At 34.3% G+C, this 14,370-nt stretch carries 16 protein-coding genes and 1 riboswitch; of the genes, 8 read left to right on the forward strand and 8 right to left on the reverse strand.

Going from position 1 to position 14,370, the window contains the following annotated elements; genetic code table 11:
- The first annotated feature begins 123 nt into the window (after nucleotides 1-123).
- Nucleotides 124-657, forward strand: coding sequence for a GNAT family N-acetyltransferase (locus tag PRVXT_RS04520; protein WP_350344484.1), 534 nt, complete (start codon nucleotides 124-126; stop codon nucleotides 655-657).
- Between the two features lie 88 nt (nucleotides 658-745).
- On the opposite strand, the gene PRVXT_RS04525 is transcribed toward PRVXT_RS04520, so the two are convergent.
- The 4 genes from PRVXT_RS04525 to PRVXT_RS04540 all read right to left on the reverse strand — a co-directional run bounded on the left by PRVXT_RS04525 (nucleotide 746) and on the right by PRVXT_RS04540 (nucleotide 5,518).
- On the reverse strand, nucleotides 746-2,092 hold the full coding sequence (locus tag PRVXT_RS04525) for an MATE family efflux transporter (RefSeq protein ID WP_350344485.1): 1,347 nt from the start codon (nucleotides 2,090-2,092) through the stop codon (nucleotides 746-748).
- Nucleotides 2,093-2,179: 87 nt separating this feature from the next.
- Nucleotides 2,180-3,199, reverse strand: a complete 1,020-nt coding sequence (locus PRVXT_RS04530) for a PTS sugar transporter subunit IIC (RefSeq protein WP_350344486.1) — start codon at nucleotides 3,197-3,199, stop codon at nucleotides 2,180-2,182.
- A gap of 162 nt (nucleotides 3,200-3,361) precedes the next feature.
- Nucleotides 3,362-3,467: riboswitch (glycine riboswitch) on the reverse strand.
- A gap of 104 nt (nucleotides 3,468-3,571) precedes the next feature.
- Nucleotides 3,572-4,318 (reverse strand): DUF4130 domain-containing protein, encoded by a 747-nt coding sequence (locus PRVXT_RS04535; RefSeq protein WP_350344487.1) that lies wholly within the window; start codon nucleotides 4,316-4,318, stop codon nucleotides 3,572-3,574.
- An 18-nt stretch (nucleotides 4,319-4,336) separates the two neighbouring features.
- Nucleotides 4,337-5,518 (reverse strand): putative DNA modification/repair radical SAM protein, encoded by a 1,182-nt coding sequence (locus PRVXT_RS04540; protein ID WP_350344488.1) that lies wholly within the window; start codon nucleotides 5,516-5,518, stop codon nucleotides 4,337-4,339.
- 508 nt (nucleotides 5,519-6,026) lie between these two features.
- On the opposite strand from PRVXT_RS04540, the gene PRVXT_RS04545 reads away from it, so the two are divergent.
- The 3 genes from PRVXT_RS04545 (at nucleotide 6,027) to PRVXT_RS04555 (ending at nucleotide 9,195) form a co-directional block, all read left to right on the forward strand.
- Nucleotides 6,027-7,007, forward strand: a complete 981-nt coding sequence (locus tag PRVXT_RS04545; protein ID WP_350344489.1) for an acyl-CoA dehydratase activase-related protein — start codon at nucleotides 6,027-6,029, stop codon at nucleotides 7,005-7,007.
- Nucleotides 7,008-7,009: 2 nt separating this feature from the next.
- A complete protein-coding gene (locus PRVXT_RS04550; protein WP_350344490.1) occupies nucleotides 7,010-8,107 on the forward strand; it encodes a 2-hydroxyacyl-CoA dehydratase in 1,098 nt (365 codons plus the stop codon).
- A 119-nt stretch (nucleotides 8,108-8,226) separates the two neighbouring features.
- Entirely contained in the window at nucleotides 8,227-9,195 is a 969-nt protein-coding gene (locus PRVXT_RS04555; protein WP_350344491.1) for an acyl-CoA dehydratase activase, read from the forward strand.
- A 44-nt stretch (nucleotides 9,196-9,239) separates the two neighbouring features.
- On the opposite strand, the gene PRVXT_RS04560 is transcribed toward PRVXT_RS04555, so the two are convergent.
- Nucleotides 9,240-10,913 (reverse strand): BCCT family transporter, encoded by a 1,674-nt coding sequence (locus tag PRVXT_RS04560; protein WP_350344492.1) that lies wholly within the window; start codon nucleotides 10,911-10,913, stop codon nucleotides 9,240-9,242.
- Nucleotides 10,914-11,094: 181 nt separating this feature from the next.
- Between PRVXT_RS04560 and PRVXT_RS04565 the strand changes: the two genes are divergently transcribed.
- The 3 genes from PRVXT_RS04565 to PRVXT_RS04575 all read left to right on the forward strand — a co-directional run bounded on the left by PRVXT_RS04565 (nucleotide 11,095) and on the right by PRVXT_RS04575 (nucleotide 13,130).
- On the forward strand, nucleotides 11,095-11,802 hold the full coding sequence (locus PRVXT_RS04565; protein WP_350344493.1) for a SurA N-terminal domain-containing protein: 708 nt from the start codon (nucleotides 11,095-11,097) through the stop codon (nucleotides 11,800-11,802).
- Nucleotides 11,803-11,972: 170 nt separating this feature from the next.
- Entirely contained in the window at nucleotides 11,973-12,125 is a 153-nt protein-coding gene (locus tag PRVXT_RS04570; RefSeq protein WP_350344494.1) for a hypothetical protein, read from the forward strand.
- Between the two features lie 291 nt (nucleotides 12,126-12,416).
- The gene (locus PRVXT_RS04575) at nucleotides 12,417-13,130 is read left to right on the forward strand and encodes a methyltransferase domain-containing protein (RefSeq protein WP_350344495.1); all 714 of its coding nucleotides are present in this window, start codon (nucleotides 12,417-12,419) and stop codon (nucleotides 13,128-13,130) included.
- A gap of 73 nt (nucleotides 13,131-13,203) precedes the next feature.
- On the opposite strand, the gene PRVXT_RS04580 is transcribed toward PRVXT_RS04575, so the two are convergent.
- Nucleotides 13,204-13,392: a DUF2752 domain-containing protein gene (locus tag PRVXT_RS04580; protein ID WP_350345107.1), complete on the reverse strand. Its 189-nt coding sequence runs from the start codon at nucleotides 13,390-13,392 to the stop codon at nucleotides 13,204-13,206.
- Between PRVXT_RS04580 and PRVXT_RS04585 the strand changes: the two genes are divergently transcribed.
- Nucleotides 13,316-13,480, forward strand: a complete 165-nt coding sequence (locus PRVXT_RS04585) for a hypothetical protein (RefSeq protein ID WP_350345178.1) — start codon at nucleotides 13,316-13,318, stop codon at nucleotides 13,478-13,480. The two genes, PRVXT_RS04580 and PRVXT_RS04585, sit on opposite strands and share 77 nt — an antisense overlap.
- 188 nt (nucleotides 13,481-13,668) lie before the next feature.
- Here the strand turns inward: PRVXT_RS04585 and PRVXT_RS04590 are convergent, their stop codons facing one another.
- Both PRVXT_RS04590 and PRVXT_RS04595 read right to left on the reverse strand, forming a co-directional pair.
- Nucleotides 13,669-13,854, reverse strand: coding sequence for a TM2 domain-containing protein (locus PRVXT_RS04590; RefSeq protein WP_350344496.1), 186 nt, complete (start codon nucleotides 13,852-13,854; stop codon nucleotides 13,669-13,671).
- A 166-nt stretch (nucleotides 13,855-14,020) separates the two neighbouring features.
- Nucleotides 14,021-14,245: a TM2 domain-containing protein gene (locus PRVXT_RS04595; RefSeq protein WP_350344497.1), complete on the reverse strand. Its 225-nt coding sequence runs from the start codon at nucleotides 14,243-14,245 to the stop codon at nucleotides 14,021-14,023.
- Nucleotides 14,246-14,370 lie beyond the last annotated feature (125 nt).

Below are 14,370 nucleotides of genomic sequence, written 5' to 3' on the forward strand. Positions count from 1 at the left end.
AGAAGTCCCGCAAGATTCTTTGCTTTAGACTCAGGTTACACTAGGTAGTTTGGGGGATTTATAAAAAAGTTGTCATATCAGATATTGTAGAGTTTTGCAATTGCTAATAAAAGGGGGAGTTAGATGTACAAAGGTGAAATAATCAGGCTAAGAGAGTATAGGCAAGATGATTTACATCAGGCTTTAGCTTATGTAAATGAGCCAGAAACCAAAAAAAACCTCAATCCAGGTATACCATACCCTTATACTTTGGAAGATGAAAAAAATTGGCTGGAAATGAACTCAGCAACTAAGGATATCTATAGTTTTGCGATTGAAACTATAGAGGATGATAAATATATTGGAGGATGTGGTGTTAATAGCATAGATTGGAAAAACAGTGTTGCGACAATAGGCATATTTATTGGTAAAGAGCACAGAGGAAAAGGCTATGGGACTGATGCTTTTAGAGTGTTGGTTGACTTTGCTTTTAACCAGGTGAATATCAACAAATTAAGTATAAGGGTGATATCCTTCAATAAAAGGGCGATAGCTTGCTATAAAAAATGTGGTTTTATGGTAGAAGGTACTCTGAGACAAGAAGTGTATAGAGATGGGAAGTACTATGACAATATAGCTATGGGGCTGTTAAAAGAAGAGTATCATAACAATTTATAGCTGGTTAAGTGGGTGTATATTAATTTAAAGTGTATCGAAGCTATATTATTGGCTAAAAAAGCTGCTCATTTTATTTATGAGCAGCTTTTTAGCATTCCATTTTTACTTTTTTAGAAAACTCTTTCTTTAATGTAGTTTTTAACCATATAATCATTACTATAAAAGTTAATAACTCTGAGATTGGAAAAGCAAACCAAACGGTACTTACAGAGCCAGTAAAAGATAGGAGGTAAGCTATAGGGAGTAGCAGGATAATTTGTCTTAGAAAGGATAAGGTCAAAGAAGGGAACCCATGCCCAATAGCTTGAAAGGTTGTAGCTCCGATAATAGCAGGACCTATGATAGGGAAAGCGATACTGATATTTTTAAAAGTAGTTTCAGTGATAAGAAGTAGCTCATGGTTATCCACAAAAGGGGCTGCAATGATATGAGGGAATAATTGGAATAATATAAATCCTGTCCCTGTAAATATAATACTTGCTGCAACACCGTATTTGATGGTTTTCTTTACCCTACCTATGTTTCCGTTGCTAAAGTTATAGCCTACTAATGGTATATAGCCTTGGGAAAGGCCAAAGACTGGCATGAAAACAAAGGACTGTACCCTAAAATATATACCAGTTGCAGATAAGGCGAGTTCATTCATTCCTCCTACAATCATGTTAATACCTGCAATCATTATAGCTCCTAACATCTGCATAACTGTTGCTGGAAGTCCTACAGTATATATTTTTTTGACTATATCTTTGTTAAAGGCAAAACCTTTATGAAATTTTGGCTGAACTTCATTTTTCCCCCTTAAAAGTATATAGATGACAGTTGCTGCTGTAATTATCTTGCTTATAATAGTAGCAATCGCAGCACCTTTTACCTCCATTGCTGGAATGGGGCCAAGACCAAAAATTAAAATTGGATCTAACAATATATTAGTAATTGCACCTGCAATCATTGCTATCATCGGTGTTAGAGTATTGCCTTGCCCCCTTAAAACATCACTTATCAAAAAACCTAAAAACATAGGTAGAGAACCTATTAAAATAATTCGGATATACTGCATTGCATAGGTAGTAGTAAGTGAATCATCGGTAAATAGGCTTATATATCTGTGAGGGAAAAATACACCTAGCAAAAAAATTATACTGCCATATAAAATTGAAATAACAATGACGTGTTCGGAAGTTTTGACAGCACCATCGTTATCCCCTTTTCCTAACATTCGTGAAATTAAAGAGTTAGTTCCTACCCCTGTTCCCACAGCTAAAGCTATAAGCATAATGTGAATAGGGAAAGCGATAGAAAGAGCTGCTATAGCTTCATCTCCCAGCTGTGCTACAAAGAAACTGTCTACTACGTTATATAAAGCTTGAACTCCCATGGCAACGATACCAGGAAGAGAGAGTTTAAATAATAGTGGCAATATAGGCTCTGTTCCCAATTTATTGCTATTTTTTACTTTGATAAGATTACCTCCGTTTAAACTTTATTCAATTGTTTAAATATACCATGTTAAAGGGGTCACTGTCTAGTTTTGGGAGGTTTTAAGTACTACCTTTTTCTTAGAGGCAAGGAGAAACACTGTTGAACCAATATAGCCCCCTAGTAGTCCGCCGACTACAGCTAAAATTAAGGCTGTTACAACAGTAATCGGTGCGTTAAAAGCAAAAGGTGCAAGCATACCAGGTATTGGTGAAGCTGTACCTGGAGCATTAGATACAATACCAAAGTAAACAGCAATAAGGCCACCTATCCCACCACCTAGGAAATTAGTAAAATAAATGGGAAGTGGATTGGTGGTAATTATGTCTGCTTGTGTTAGAGGCTCTAACATTACCGCTACCACATTGCTGTTATCCCCAAATTTTAACCTTTTAAATAAAACGCCATTAGCAAAAGCGCCAGCAAAACTGGCAATTGATGCTATGCCCATGGCTAAACCTTGTAGGCCAAGCATAGCAGTTAACGCCATCGAGCTTAGAGGAGAAGAGCAAATTACTTTAATGATACCTCCTAAAAAGAAACCCATAACGACTGGAGATTGCTCAGAAGCTATAACAATCATATCCCCGATATTTAACAAAGTGGCATCAACTATAGGGATTGTAATAACTGCAACAAACCTGCTAAAAGGTGCTAGCACTAAAGCTCCCACAATGGTGCTTACGCCACTTGGTAGTTTTTCTTCAAGTTTAGGAGCAATGATTCCCACTAAATATCCAGCTACAAAACCAGGGATGATACCAACCTCTAATAGAGCAGCTCCAGCTACAACTGCAAAAACTGGGTTGACGCCCATTTTAATTGGGACTAATATTGCTGCAATGGTTCCACTTAGACTTCCAGCAGAAACTCCAACCTCCTGCAAAAATTCAATGCCAAACAAGTCACCGCTTATAAAGTTGTGTACCGCTTCAACAAGAAAAGTAGCGATGGCAGTGCCTGCTAAAGCAGACATTGCTTCCTTACCCATGGGGGCTTTAAAACTAAAGAGCGAAAATAAAGTAAGTGCAAAAATAAGTAATGATAACCCGATAATAGTCTCCATTTATGAAAACCTCCTTGTAAATGAATTTTTAAGGCATATAAAAAAGAGAGCCATTTATGCATAGTAGTTCTATGCTAAATAGCTCTCTGTCCTTTTGCCTGATAGTTTGCTTGATTGTGAAATCAAGTTGCTTCTTCGGCGCATATAGTCTCTCCAGAGTTGTGTCACGTTACCATCCTTTTGCCTGAAAGTTTCGGATAAAAGTATTAGCTTCCTTTTATCTTTTCTCCTTCGGCGTCTGCAAGCAGATCTTTCAGGTAACAGTCATCCACCTATATATAATTATAATAACTAATTATCGTTTCTATTAATTATAATTATATATTAAACATAAAATATTTTCAACATAATTTTTTAACAAAGTAATTACATTTAATTTAACTTGCTTTTGATAAAGTCTCCCTCAGTAAGCCAATTCCAATATTTTTTGGGTATATGATGTTGAAGTAATTTTAAATTTTTTCTACTGGGGATGTATTGAGATTCATAATATTTTTTCCATACAGACGTAAAATCATCATTTTTGATAAATGGGATATAATTATCTGCTTTTCCGATTATAATTTCATCTACGCTATTTAGTTCCACTGTATCACTACCGACAAGTAACACTAAATGTTCCTTTGGATATCTTTTGCGGAATCTATATAATATCAAATCTGCTGTATTATGTTCAAGGAGTGCTACTCCAGCGAGCTTATGGTTTACAGGAGTAAACCTAATAAGCCCTAGCATTTTATGAACTTCACGTAAACAGCAATTTTTGCGTTTTGTGAGCTTAGTAAAAACTGGGTTATAGTCGCTGCAAAACTTTATTACAGAATTCTCAATAGCATTCTTAAGCCCTTCAATTATTAAACTATGTTTATCATCAGAACTATAACGCAAATTTAATAGAACAAGGGGGATTAGCATACTGTTTTGTATTTCCTTTTTTGCACTTTGAAACCTTGGATTAAGCAGAAAAATATCGCTCCAGCTGATACTATTTACTGGAGTGATATTGATAGAAAATAAAGAATTATCAACTTCGCTACTGTGGAGGGGAAACTGCCCAGTGTGGGAATATATAAAAGCACTTTTTAACATATCGTTTACAGAATCGGAGTAAACATACATTTATCACTCACCCCTTAGTTAGAAATCAAAACTTAATTGTTTAACCTTATTCTGATTTTTATAGAATTTTTCTATGCTGTCAAAGACTTTACCGTTTAAGGAAATAAAAGGCAAAGCTCTTTTAACAACCACTCTAATTGCTTTTAACTGATTGGGATCTAAAATTTTAGTTGTTCTTCGTAGCTTAATAATTCTTTTTGCAGAAACAGGACCTATGCCAGGTACTTTAAGCAATTTATCAAAGTTAGCGGTGTTAACTTCTATGGGATAAAGTGCTAAATTATTTAATGCAAAAGCTAGCTTTGGGTCCATATTGTCCTGTAAGTTGCCATTTATAAAAGTAAGATCATGTACTTTAAAGTTATATAACCTAATTAGAAAATCGCTTTGGTATAGTCGGTTTTCCCTTAAAAGTGGTGTGCTACTTAAACTTTCTAGTGGCGTGCCCATAACTGGTGTAAATGCAGAAAAATAAGCTCTTTTTACTCCAAAGTTGTTATATAGGCTATCTACTCTAGACAAGATATCCTTATCTGTTTCCCCACTGGCACCTACAATAAATTGAGTTGACTGATTACATTTATTTGTGCCTTGGTATTTATCGATAGTTTTAAAGGTGTTAAGTATATCTTTGTTAAAATTTTTTGTTTTGCTTAACTTGTTTAAATGTTTTTGTTGTGGTGCTTCACAATTTATAGAAACTCGGTTGGCAAGGGTACATGCAGCTTCTATTTGCTCTTCTTTTGCTCCCGGTAAGATTTTTAAATGGATGTAACCATTGAAATTGTGTTTGTACCTTATAATTTCAATACACTGCAACATTTCATCCATAGTCTGAAAAGTAGTGTTTTTTACACCAGAGCTTAAAAATAAACCTTCTACATAATTACGACGATAAAATTCTATGAATAATGAAGCTAACTCATTGGCAGTAAAAGAAGTGCGCTTAACATCTCGCTGTCGCCGGTTGGGGCAATAGCAGCAGTCTTTTTGACATACATTTGTCATTAACACTTTTAACAGAGAAATACAACGCCCATCTGGAGTAAAGGAATGACAAACGCCACATGAAGATGTTGTTCCTAATCCCAGTTTTGATCCAGAAAATACTTTTTTATGATTTACAGAGGTAGACGCACAAACATCATACTTGGCTCCCTCACCTAAAATAACTAATTTTTCAAACGAGCTTAAAGTCATGCTTTTCACCTCATGACAATTATATCAAGTATTACAGAAAAACACAAACAGATGTTCGTAAAATCAAATAAAAGCAAATTACCTGCGCAGTTACATCTGTTATGGTAATCACATAACAGGAATAAAGGGTGTTATTATGAAGTTAATAATTGAAATGGAAGTTTACTCAACCTATTTACCAACAGCATAAAGATTGGGTTTTAAAGGTTCAACACAATAAACAAGTTTTTAGATTAAAGGATGTAAAAGGAGAGTGTCCTTGCTTTTGTTTCTAGGTTAACTTCTATAACCTAACTTAAAGGTTACTAGAAAAAGTCAATATTCAGTAAAATTTACTGGTCAACCAATAAAAGGCAAAGCTCCGCTTTATAATATAAATTTTAAAAATAAACTGTTGAAAGGAACAATTTGAAAGAGGAAAAATAAAATTTTTGTTGAATTGTAATAGTTAATGAAAAAAAATAAGTAAGCTTATCTATCTAATATATATAGAAATGGGGGAGATAACTTGAGAGTTGGGATACCGCAGGGGTTATTGCACTGGTACTATTATCCGTTTTGGAAGGTCTATTTTGAAGAATTAGGATTTGAAACTATAACTAGCCTACCTACAACTAAAGAGATAGTAGATCAGGGAGTAAAGCATTCAGTTCCAGAATTATGTGTTCCGATAAAAATTTATATGGGACATGTAATTAATCTTTTGGAACAGCAGGTGGACTATATATTTGTGCCAAGGTTTGAAAGTATAGAAAAAGGAAAGTATTTTTGTCCTAAGTTTATGGGGTTGCCAGATTTAATAAGACATTATTTTGATGGAGTTGAAGATAAGCTTATAATGCCCACTATTAAAGCAAAATCTGATAATATAGCAAAAGCAAAAGCATTTAAAGATGTAGCAAAGCAGTTAGGTGTTTCTCAAAAAAAGAATAAGCAAGCCCTCAAAGCAGCTGAATCCAGTTGGATGGAGTTTAGAGAACTATGTCAAAAAGGTTATTTAGCTACAGAGGCGATGGATATACTTTTCAACAAAAAAGAAAGAGTGCTAAAAGAGCAAAAAAATGTTACTTTGGGTGTCATAGGTTATGTTTATAATTTATATGATCCATATGTTAGCATGGATATTTTGACGAAATTTAGAGATATGGGCGTCAATGTAAAAACTTTTGAGATGGAAGATCCTAAGGTGTTGAACCAAAGGATTAGTGACATGGACAAAAACTTATTTTGGACTTTTAGCAACAGGCTTTATAGCGCTGGTTATAAGTTTTATGAGTATCCCGAGGTGGACGGGATTATACATGTAACAGCTTTTGGTTGTGGTCCGGATGCTATGTTGGGTAAAATATTAGAATATGAATCGGAAAGATATAAAAAGCCTTTTATGACAGTGAGAATCGATGAGCATTCTGGTGAGAACCACTTGCAAACTAGGATTGAGGCATTTGTTGACATGATCATTAGAAAAAAAGACAAAAGAGGTGCTTAAATATGAAAGTAGCTTTTCCCTATATGGGGACTACTGTTATTTATAAAAAGTTACTAGAACTTTTAGGTAATCAGGTGGTTACACCTCCCAAACCAAGTCAAAGGACTATTGATTTAGGAGTTAAATATAGTCCGGAGTTTGCTTGTTTTCCACTTAAAGTTATTACAGGTAGTTATATAGAAGCTATAGAAAAGGGAGCCGACACCTTAGTGACTTCGGGAGGAAATGGACCTTGTAGAGCAGGATTTTATGAAAAGGTTCATAGAAGAATACTTGAAGAAGAAGGGTTTGATGCTGATTTTATAGTTTTCAATTCTCCTTATCTAGATTGGAACAACTTTATTAAAAATGCTAAAAAAATTAAAGGAGACACCTCTGTTTTTAAGGTGGTATCTTCATTAAAGACAGTTTTTTATATGATTAAAAAACTAGATGATTTAGAGAAAAGAGTTCAGAAAATAAGAGCTTATGAGGTTACGAAAGGTCAGACTACAAAAGTTTGGGAAGATATACAGTCTATTTTTGACAAAGCTTATACCAAAAAAGAAGTGCAAAGAGCTTATATTGAATCTATGGTTTTACTGGATAAAATTAAAACAAAAGAAGTTAAAGAAGATAAAAGATTAAGAATAGGTATAGTAGGAGAAATCTATGTTGTAATGGAACCTACTATTAATATAAAAATGGAAGAAATGTTAGGTAATTTGGGGGTGGAAGTAGAGAGGTCACAATATCTTTATGACTGGGTTTGTTATTCTACTTTGTCGAAGATGCCTCTTATAAACAAAACCCATGAAAAAAAGATAGTGGAACTTGGTGAAGAGTATATTCCAATAAATATTGGAGGACATGCTAGACAATCTGTAGGACATATTGTAGATTATCATAATAGAGGCTTTGATGGAGTAATACATCTGATGCCTTTTGGCTGTCTGCCGGAGCTAGTAACTCAAAGTATCATACCAAAAATATCTAATGAATTAGATATACCTGTGTTAAGTTTATCTTTAGATGAGCAAACAGGAGTAGCGAACACTCTTACCAGAGTAGAGGCTTTTGTTGATTTAATAAAAGGTAAAAAGAGAAAAAAGATTTCATAGGTAATTGCAAAAAGATTAGATTTTAGTTTTCTACACACGAACATGACACTTGACATTCTCCTAGGTAGTTGAGGAGGGATTTGCAAACGCCTAAAAGATCTCATAATTGGAGGGATTTCATGAAAGCTTATATGGGTATAGATATTGGCTCAGTAAGTACTAATATTGTAATTATCGACAACAACAATGAAGTACTACATTCTTTATATGCTCGAACAAATGGTCAACCTATTGAGACAGTAAAAAATGGTTTAAAAGAAATTGCGTCCAAACTTGATAAAGACATAAAAATAAGTGCGGTTGGTACAACAGGTAGTGGTAGACAATTAGTTGGTATAATGGTGGGTGCTGATGTAGTTAAAAACGAAATTACTGCACATGCTACTGCAACAGCAAGTGAAGTGCCCGACGTAAAAACAATTTTTGAAATAGGTGGGCAAGACTCGAAAATCATTGTATTAGAAGATCAGATGGTTACTGATTTCGCTATGAACACAGTGTGTGCTGCAGGAACTGGGTCTTTTTTGGATCATCAAGCGGAACGATTAGGAGTTCCTATCGAGGAGTTTGGCTCGCTAGCTCTTACTGCACAAAGGAATGTTAGGATAGCGGGAAGATGTACAGTGTTTGCAGAGTCGGATATGATAGCCAAACAACAATATGGTTTTTCTAAAGCGGAGATTATAAATGGTTTGTGTCAAGCCTTAGTGAGAAACTATATTAATAATTTGGGGAGAGGTAAAAAACTAAAACCACCCTATGTTTTTCAAGGTGGAGTTGCTGCTAATGAAGGGATTAAAGCAGCTTTTGAAAAAGAAATAAATCATAAAGTTATTGTCCCGAAACATTATGATATAATGGGTGCCATAGGATCTGCTATACTAGCCAAAGATCATATTTCAAGGGAAGGAATTCAAACAAACTTTAGAGGGTTTCAATCTACAGACTTAGATTTCACCCCATCTACCTTCCAGTGTAATGACTGCTCTAACTTTTGCGAAGTTATAAAGGTGGAGCTAGAAGGGCAAATAGTGGCTATGTGGCAGGATAGGTGTGGGAAATATAGTAACACCAAAGAGGTTATTTAAGTACGTTAAAGGCTGGCATAGACAAGGAGGTTTCCTTGTTTATGTCAGCCTTTTTTACCTTTTTTTTCTTTATCCAGTTTTCTACGAATGTTTTTAAAGTGCTTTACATCTCTAATTGATTTTTGCTTTTGATGAGAAACCTGTAAACTTTTTAGTAATGAGATACTCATTATTGTTAATAGTATAGCAAAGGGTAGCCCAGTACTAATAACAGCAGTTTGGAGTGCATTTAATGCTGCTTCTCCACCGATAATAAGTAAGACCGCTGCAACTAATCCTTCCATACAAGCCCAGAAAACCCTTTGAGGAACCGGAGAATCAAGTTTTCCACCTGAAGTGATGTTATCCACCACCAATGAACCAGAGTCACTTGAGGTGACAAAGAAAGAAATTATTAAAATCGTTGCTAATCCAGAAATAAACATTCTTAAAAGTCCTTCTAAGAGCGGCATAGGAAGAAGATTAACCATTTCAAAAAGTGCAACTGGTAAATCGTCTTGAACAGCTTGGAATAGAGCTCCATTGTTGATTTCATTTAAATGTATAGCAGTGCTTCCAAAAGTTGAAAGCCATAAAAAAGAGAGCATAGAAGGCACTATCATAACAGCGAGGACAAATTCCCGAATTGTTCTTCCTCTTGATATTCGAGCTATGAACATTCCTACAAATGGTGACCATGAAATCCACCATGCTAAATAAAATACAGACCAAGACCCTTGCCACTCTTTGTCTCCTACAGAGATGAAAAATGAAGATTGTACAAAGTCATTTAGGTAAAGACCTAAAGAGTTAGCAAACATTCTTATAATAAAGCCGGTAGGTCCTAGTATAAGCACAATTAGCATGACCACAAAGGCTATTTGTATATTTAATTGTGATAAAAATTTAACCCCTTTATCAATTCCTGAAACTACGGAGATTACTGCAATTCCCGTTATGCCAGCTATTAAAAGTACTTGAACTGTAACACTGATTTCAATACCTATTAAGTAATTTAGACCGCTATTTACTTGTTGGGCTCCCAGTCCTAATGAGGTAGCTAAGCCGAATAAGCAAGCTAAAACTGCTAAGGTATCTATTAGATCACCTATTAGACCAAAAACCCTGTCACCTAGCAATGGATAAAAAACCGAACGTAAAGACAAAGGTAGATTCTTGTTGTAAGCAAAAAAAGCTAGTGCTAATGAAATTAAAGCATATATACCCCATGGGTGAAAGCCCCAGTGAAAGAAGGTTGCCGCTAAAGCTGTGGTAGCACTATCAGCCTCGCCAACAAAAATTGGGGGAGTTATTTCAGAATGATATAATGGCTCACCAACTGCCCAAAACATTAAACCTATGCCCATTCCAGCTGATAGTAGCATAGAGAACCAAGCGAAATTGGAAAACTCTGGCTTGCTGTGAACACCACCTATTCTTACATTTCCTAGTTTGGAAAAAGCAAAATACAAAGAAACTACTATAAAAAAGTTGCTTCCTAAGATGAATACCCAATCGGCATTTTGGATTATAGCGTCGTTAATTAAAACGAACATTTCATTTGCATGCTCCAAATTAAATAAGGCATACAAAGCAAAAAGTATGACAAATACTCCTGCACTGATAGATACTACGGGATTTAAATCTAAACCATACTTCACGAAATTTCTGTTAAATAATTTTTCTTCTAGTTCCTCTTTGCTAACATCATCATAAACATCTTTGTTATTTTCTGCCATAATATCACCTTACTTTTTATTTTTGGTTTCTATTAATTTTACCAATTAACCTAAAAACTAATCTTAGTTATGCTATTTGTTAAACATTAACAAATGCAGATAATAATAATGTACTCTAATTTGACAAAGTCAACAGTCTTTAGTAGAATATCGACTAATGATAATTTTAGGAGGGTTTTTGGTGTTTAAGAAAATATCTTTATTTTTAATAGTCGCGCTTTTAGGGGTGTTAGTTGTAGCGTGTAGTAGCAGTGAAGAAGGTTTGCCAGCTGTGCTAGCTACTGTAAATGGAGAAGAGATTAGCAAAGAGGACTTTGAAGTTGAATACGACCAATATCTTGTAAATCTTCAGCAGCAAGGGCATGACCTTGAAGCTTTAGAAGAAGATCCTGAGTTTCAAGAATTTAAACCACAGGTTCAAGAGCAAATTTTAGAACAACTTATTAGTGTGGAATTAGTGAATCAAGGTGCTAAACAACAAGGTATAACTAAAGATTCAGTGGAAAATGAAGTAGATGAATTTATTAATTCTACTATTGACACTGATTTTGCTGGTGATGAAGAAGAGTTTGAAAATATTCTTAAAGAGCAGCTTGGAGTGTCACTAAATGAGTACAGAGAGTTAGTGACTCAAGAGTTGGTTCAAGAAGAGTTTTTAGAAACTAAAATTGACTTTGATGCAATAACTGTGTCAGATGAGAAAATTCAGGAAGTTTATGATCAACAAGTTGAAATGATGGAAGCTCAAGGCATGGACGTTCCTGAATTTGAGGAAATTAAACCAATGATAGAAAATCAATTGATGGAAGAGGAACTTGGTTTGAAAGTGCAGGAAGTAATTGATGATTTAAAAGCTGATAGCGACATAGACGTAAAAGTAGAATTTTAAAAAGTAAGGCTGAAAAGCCTTACTTTTTTAATGCGCTCAGCAGTGGCGGTGAAATTCACTGTGGGCTTGGTAAATAGGATAGGAACCACTAGATGCAAGGAAGTCTATAGTGATGTGGAATCTAAAAGGAAGCTCTAGGAAAAATCTCGGGTTGAGAAATACAAGTGCTGATGGGCAGTTTGCAATTAGAAGATGCATATGTAATTGGGAATGAAAGTCAAAAACTTAGTTGGCCACGAAAACGTCGATACTTGCTCATTCTGCTGGGACAAAGAGCAGGAGTTGAAAATAGATTTGATGCTGGGTCTGTAAGGTATCCATAACCTGGAAGCTAATAAAAGACTTATTAAATTTGTAGATGCTAAACAAATAGCATTGGATATATAGTTAAATATTCATTGCGACCAAGCATGTAGCTTATTTGGAAAGAGAATTATTGTCCCAGCATGTAGCTAGTTTATACGTTTTCGTGGCCAATTAAGGGTTTTAGATCTATTTTGATTTATGTATTGTGAGAAATTAATAAAATTTTCCTTTTGCTTGATGTTTTTTTGTATATTTAAAAGGATATTGTATAAAATTTTAGAATATTAAACCAAGGGGGTGAGATTAAATTGGCGAAAAATTATCAAATATTAAGCACAATTTACGATACGTACTGGGGATCTTTTGCACAGAGGTATTCGGAGCTTGTTCTTAATTTTATACCTGAAAAAGGCCAAATTACTGTTCTTGATTTAGCATGTGGGACGGGAAGTTTAGCTATTAACCTTGCTAGAAACGGCTTTAATGTAAAAGGAATTGATATTTCCACAGAAATGATAGAGGTGGCAAACTTAAAAAAGAACTCCATTAAGGGTGTGGAGTTCAAGGTCGATAACATGCTTAACCCTGATATAAATAGAAAGGTTGACATCATTACCTGCGCCTTCGATTCTGTAAATTATTTACTTAATAGTTCAGATGTGAGAAAAATGTTCAATTCTTCTTTTGAGTTACTACACCCTGGAGGTAGGTTTATATTTGATTTTAATACTGAGAAAGCTTATCGAAAAAATAATAACTTTGAAATTAGAAGAATGGTACCGGGAGGGTATTACGACCATAAAATGACATATAATAGTCATAAAAGATTGGCACAAACTATTTTTGAGTTTTTTGATGGTCAGTGGGAGTTGCATATACAAAAGCCCTATGAATATAAAGAGATTACACAAATTCTTCAACAGGTAGGCTTTGAAATCTTGTTTACTTTTAATAATTTTAAGGGAGAGCCAGTAAAGCAGGATAGCGATAGAGTATTTGTTGTGGCAGAAAAACCTAAATAGTTTAAGTTAAAAAACAATGATACAAATAAACATCAAAACGAGCTTGTCATTTAAATTAGACTCGTTTTGATGTTTATTTTAAAAAATATTTTTTTATATAGTAGTAGATAAAATGTAACCACAAAAAGGCCATTAAGGGTATAATAACTATGACTCCTTTATTGTAATTAAATGCCTGGCTAAAGTTGAAATTAAAAAAGTTAGAAAAAGCCCTTGTAAGACCACAACCCCAGCATTCAACTCCAAATAAATTATTAAACAAACATAGTGACCCAATATCTTCTACTACTCTGGCTGGAATGACCATAAATAGAGCAGGGACTATTAAGAAAAATGCCAATTTGGCATGATCTCTATTTTCGCCCATCAATATTTTTGGGAACATAGTCTTTTACCTCACTTTTGAAGTTATAAAAAGGAAGGTAAATCTTCCTTTTTATAACAAAACATATTTTGCTTGTTCTTTTATAATACTATGAGATATAAGTGCTGGTATTACACAAACAAAGTATGTAATTAGACTAAACAAAAATTAGGATTAGTCTTTAGCTAATGGTTGGCCATGGCTATCAGTAAAACTTCCTGTGGGGACAATAATAAGGTCTATTATCCACCATATGCCACAACCGCCAAAGGTAAATAACATAAGTAATCCTGTACCAACTTTACCAACATAGAATCTGTGGATTCCTAATGTGCCAACAAAAATAACTAAGTAAAGCAACTAGAAAATTTTTTTGCTCCGTTTGCGTTTGCATAGTATTTCCCTTCCATTCATTATTGTATAATATACATTATAACTAAATATTTTAAGTTAGCAATATATACTAAGAAAAAATATAAAGTAACATCAAAATAGACAGCAACATAGCTACCTATTTTGATGTTATTTAATTTTTAGAAATAGTTCTACCCAAGTTATCTGTAAATTTGCCAGTAGCTACTAAAATTATGTCAATAATCCACCAAATACCACAGCCACCAGCTGTTATGAGCATTAACACACCTGTTCCTATTTTGCCGGCATAAAACCTATGAACACCTAATCCCCCTACAAAAATTGCTAACAACAAAGTAACTAAAAAATCCTTTTCAGACTTATTTGAAGCTGTCAAATACTACCCCTCCTTAAAGTTTTACTAGAAAATTGTAAATCTATAATGCCTAAAGGCTTTGCCTTTTATGGCAATACGTAATATACGGAGATCTTACAATTTTCTAAATATATTCTAGTTTAAAT

Origin of the sequence: Proteinivorax tanatarense, assembly GCF_040267685.1 — a bacterium.
GTDB lineage: Bacteria > Bacillota > Proteinivoracia > Proteinivoracales > Proteinivoracaceae > Proteinivorax > Proteinivorax tanatarense.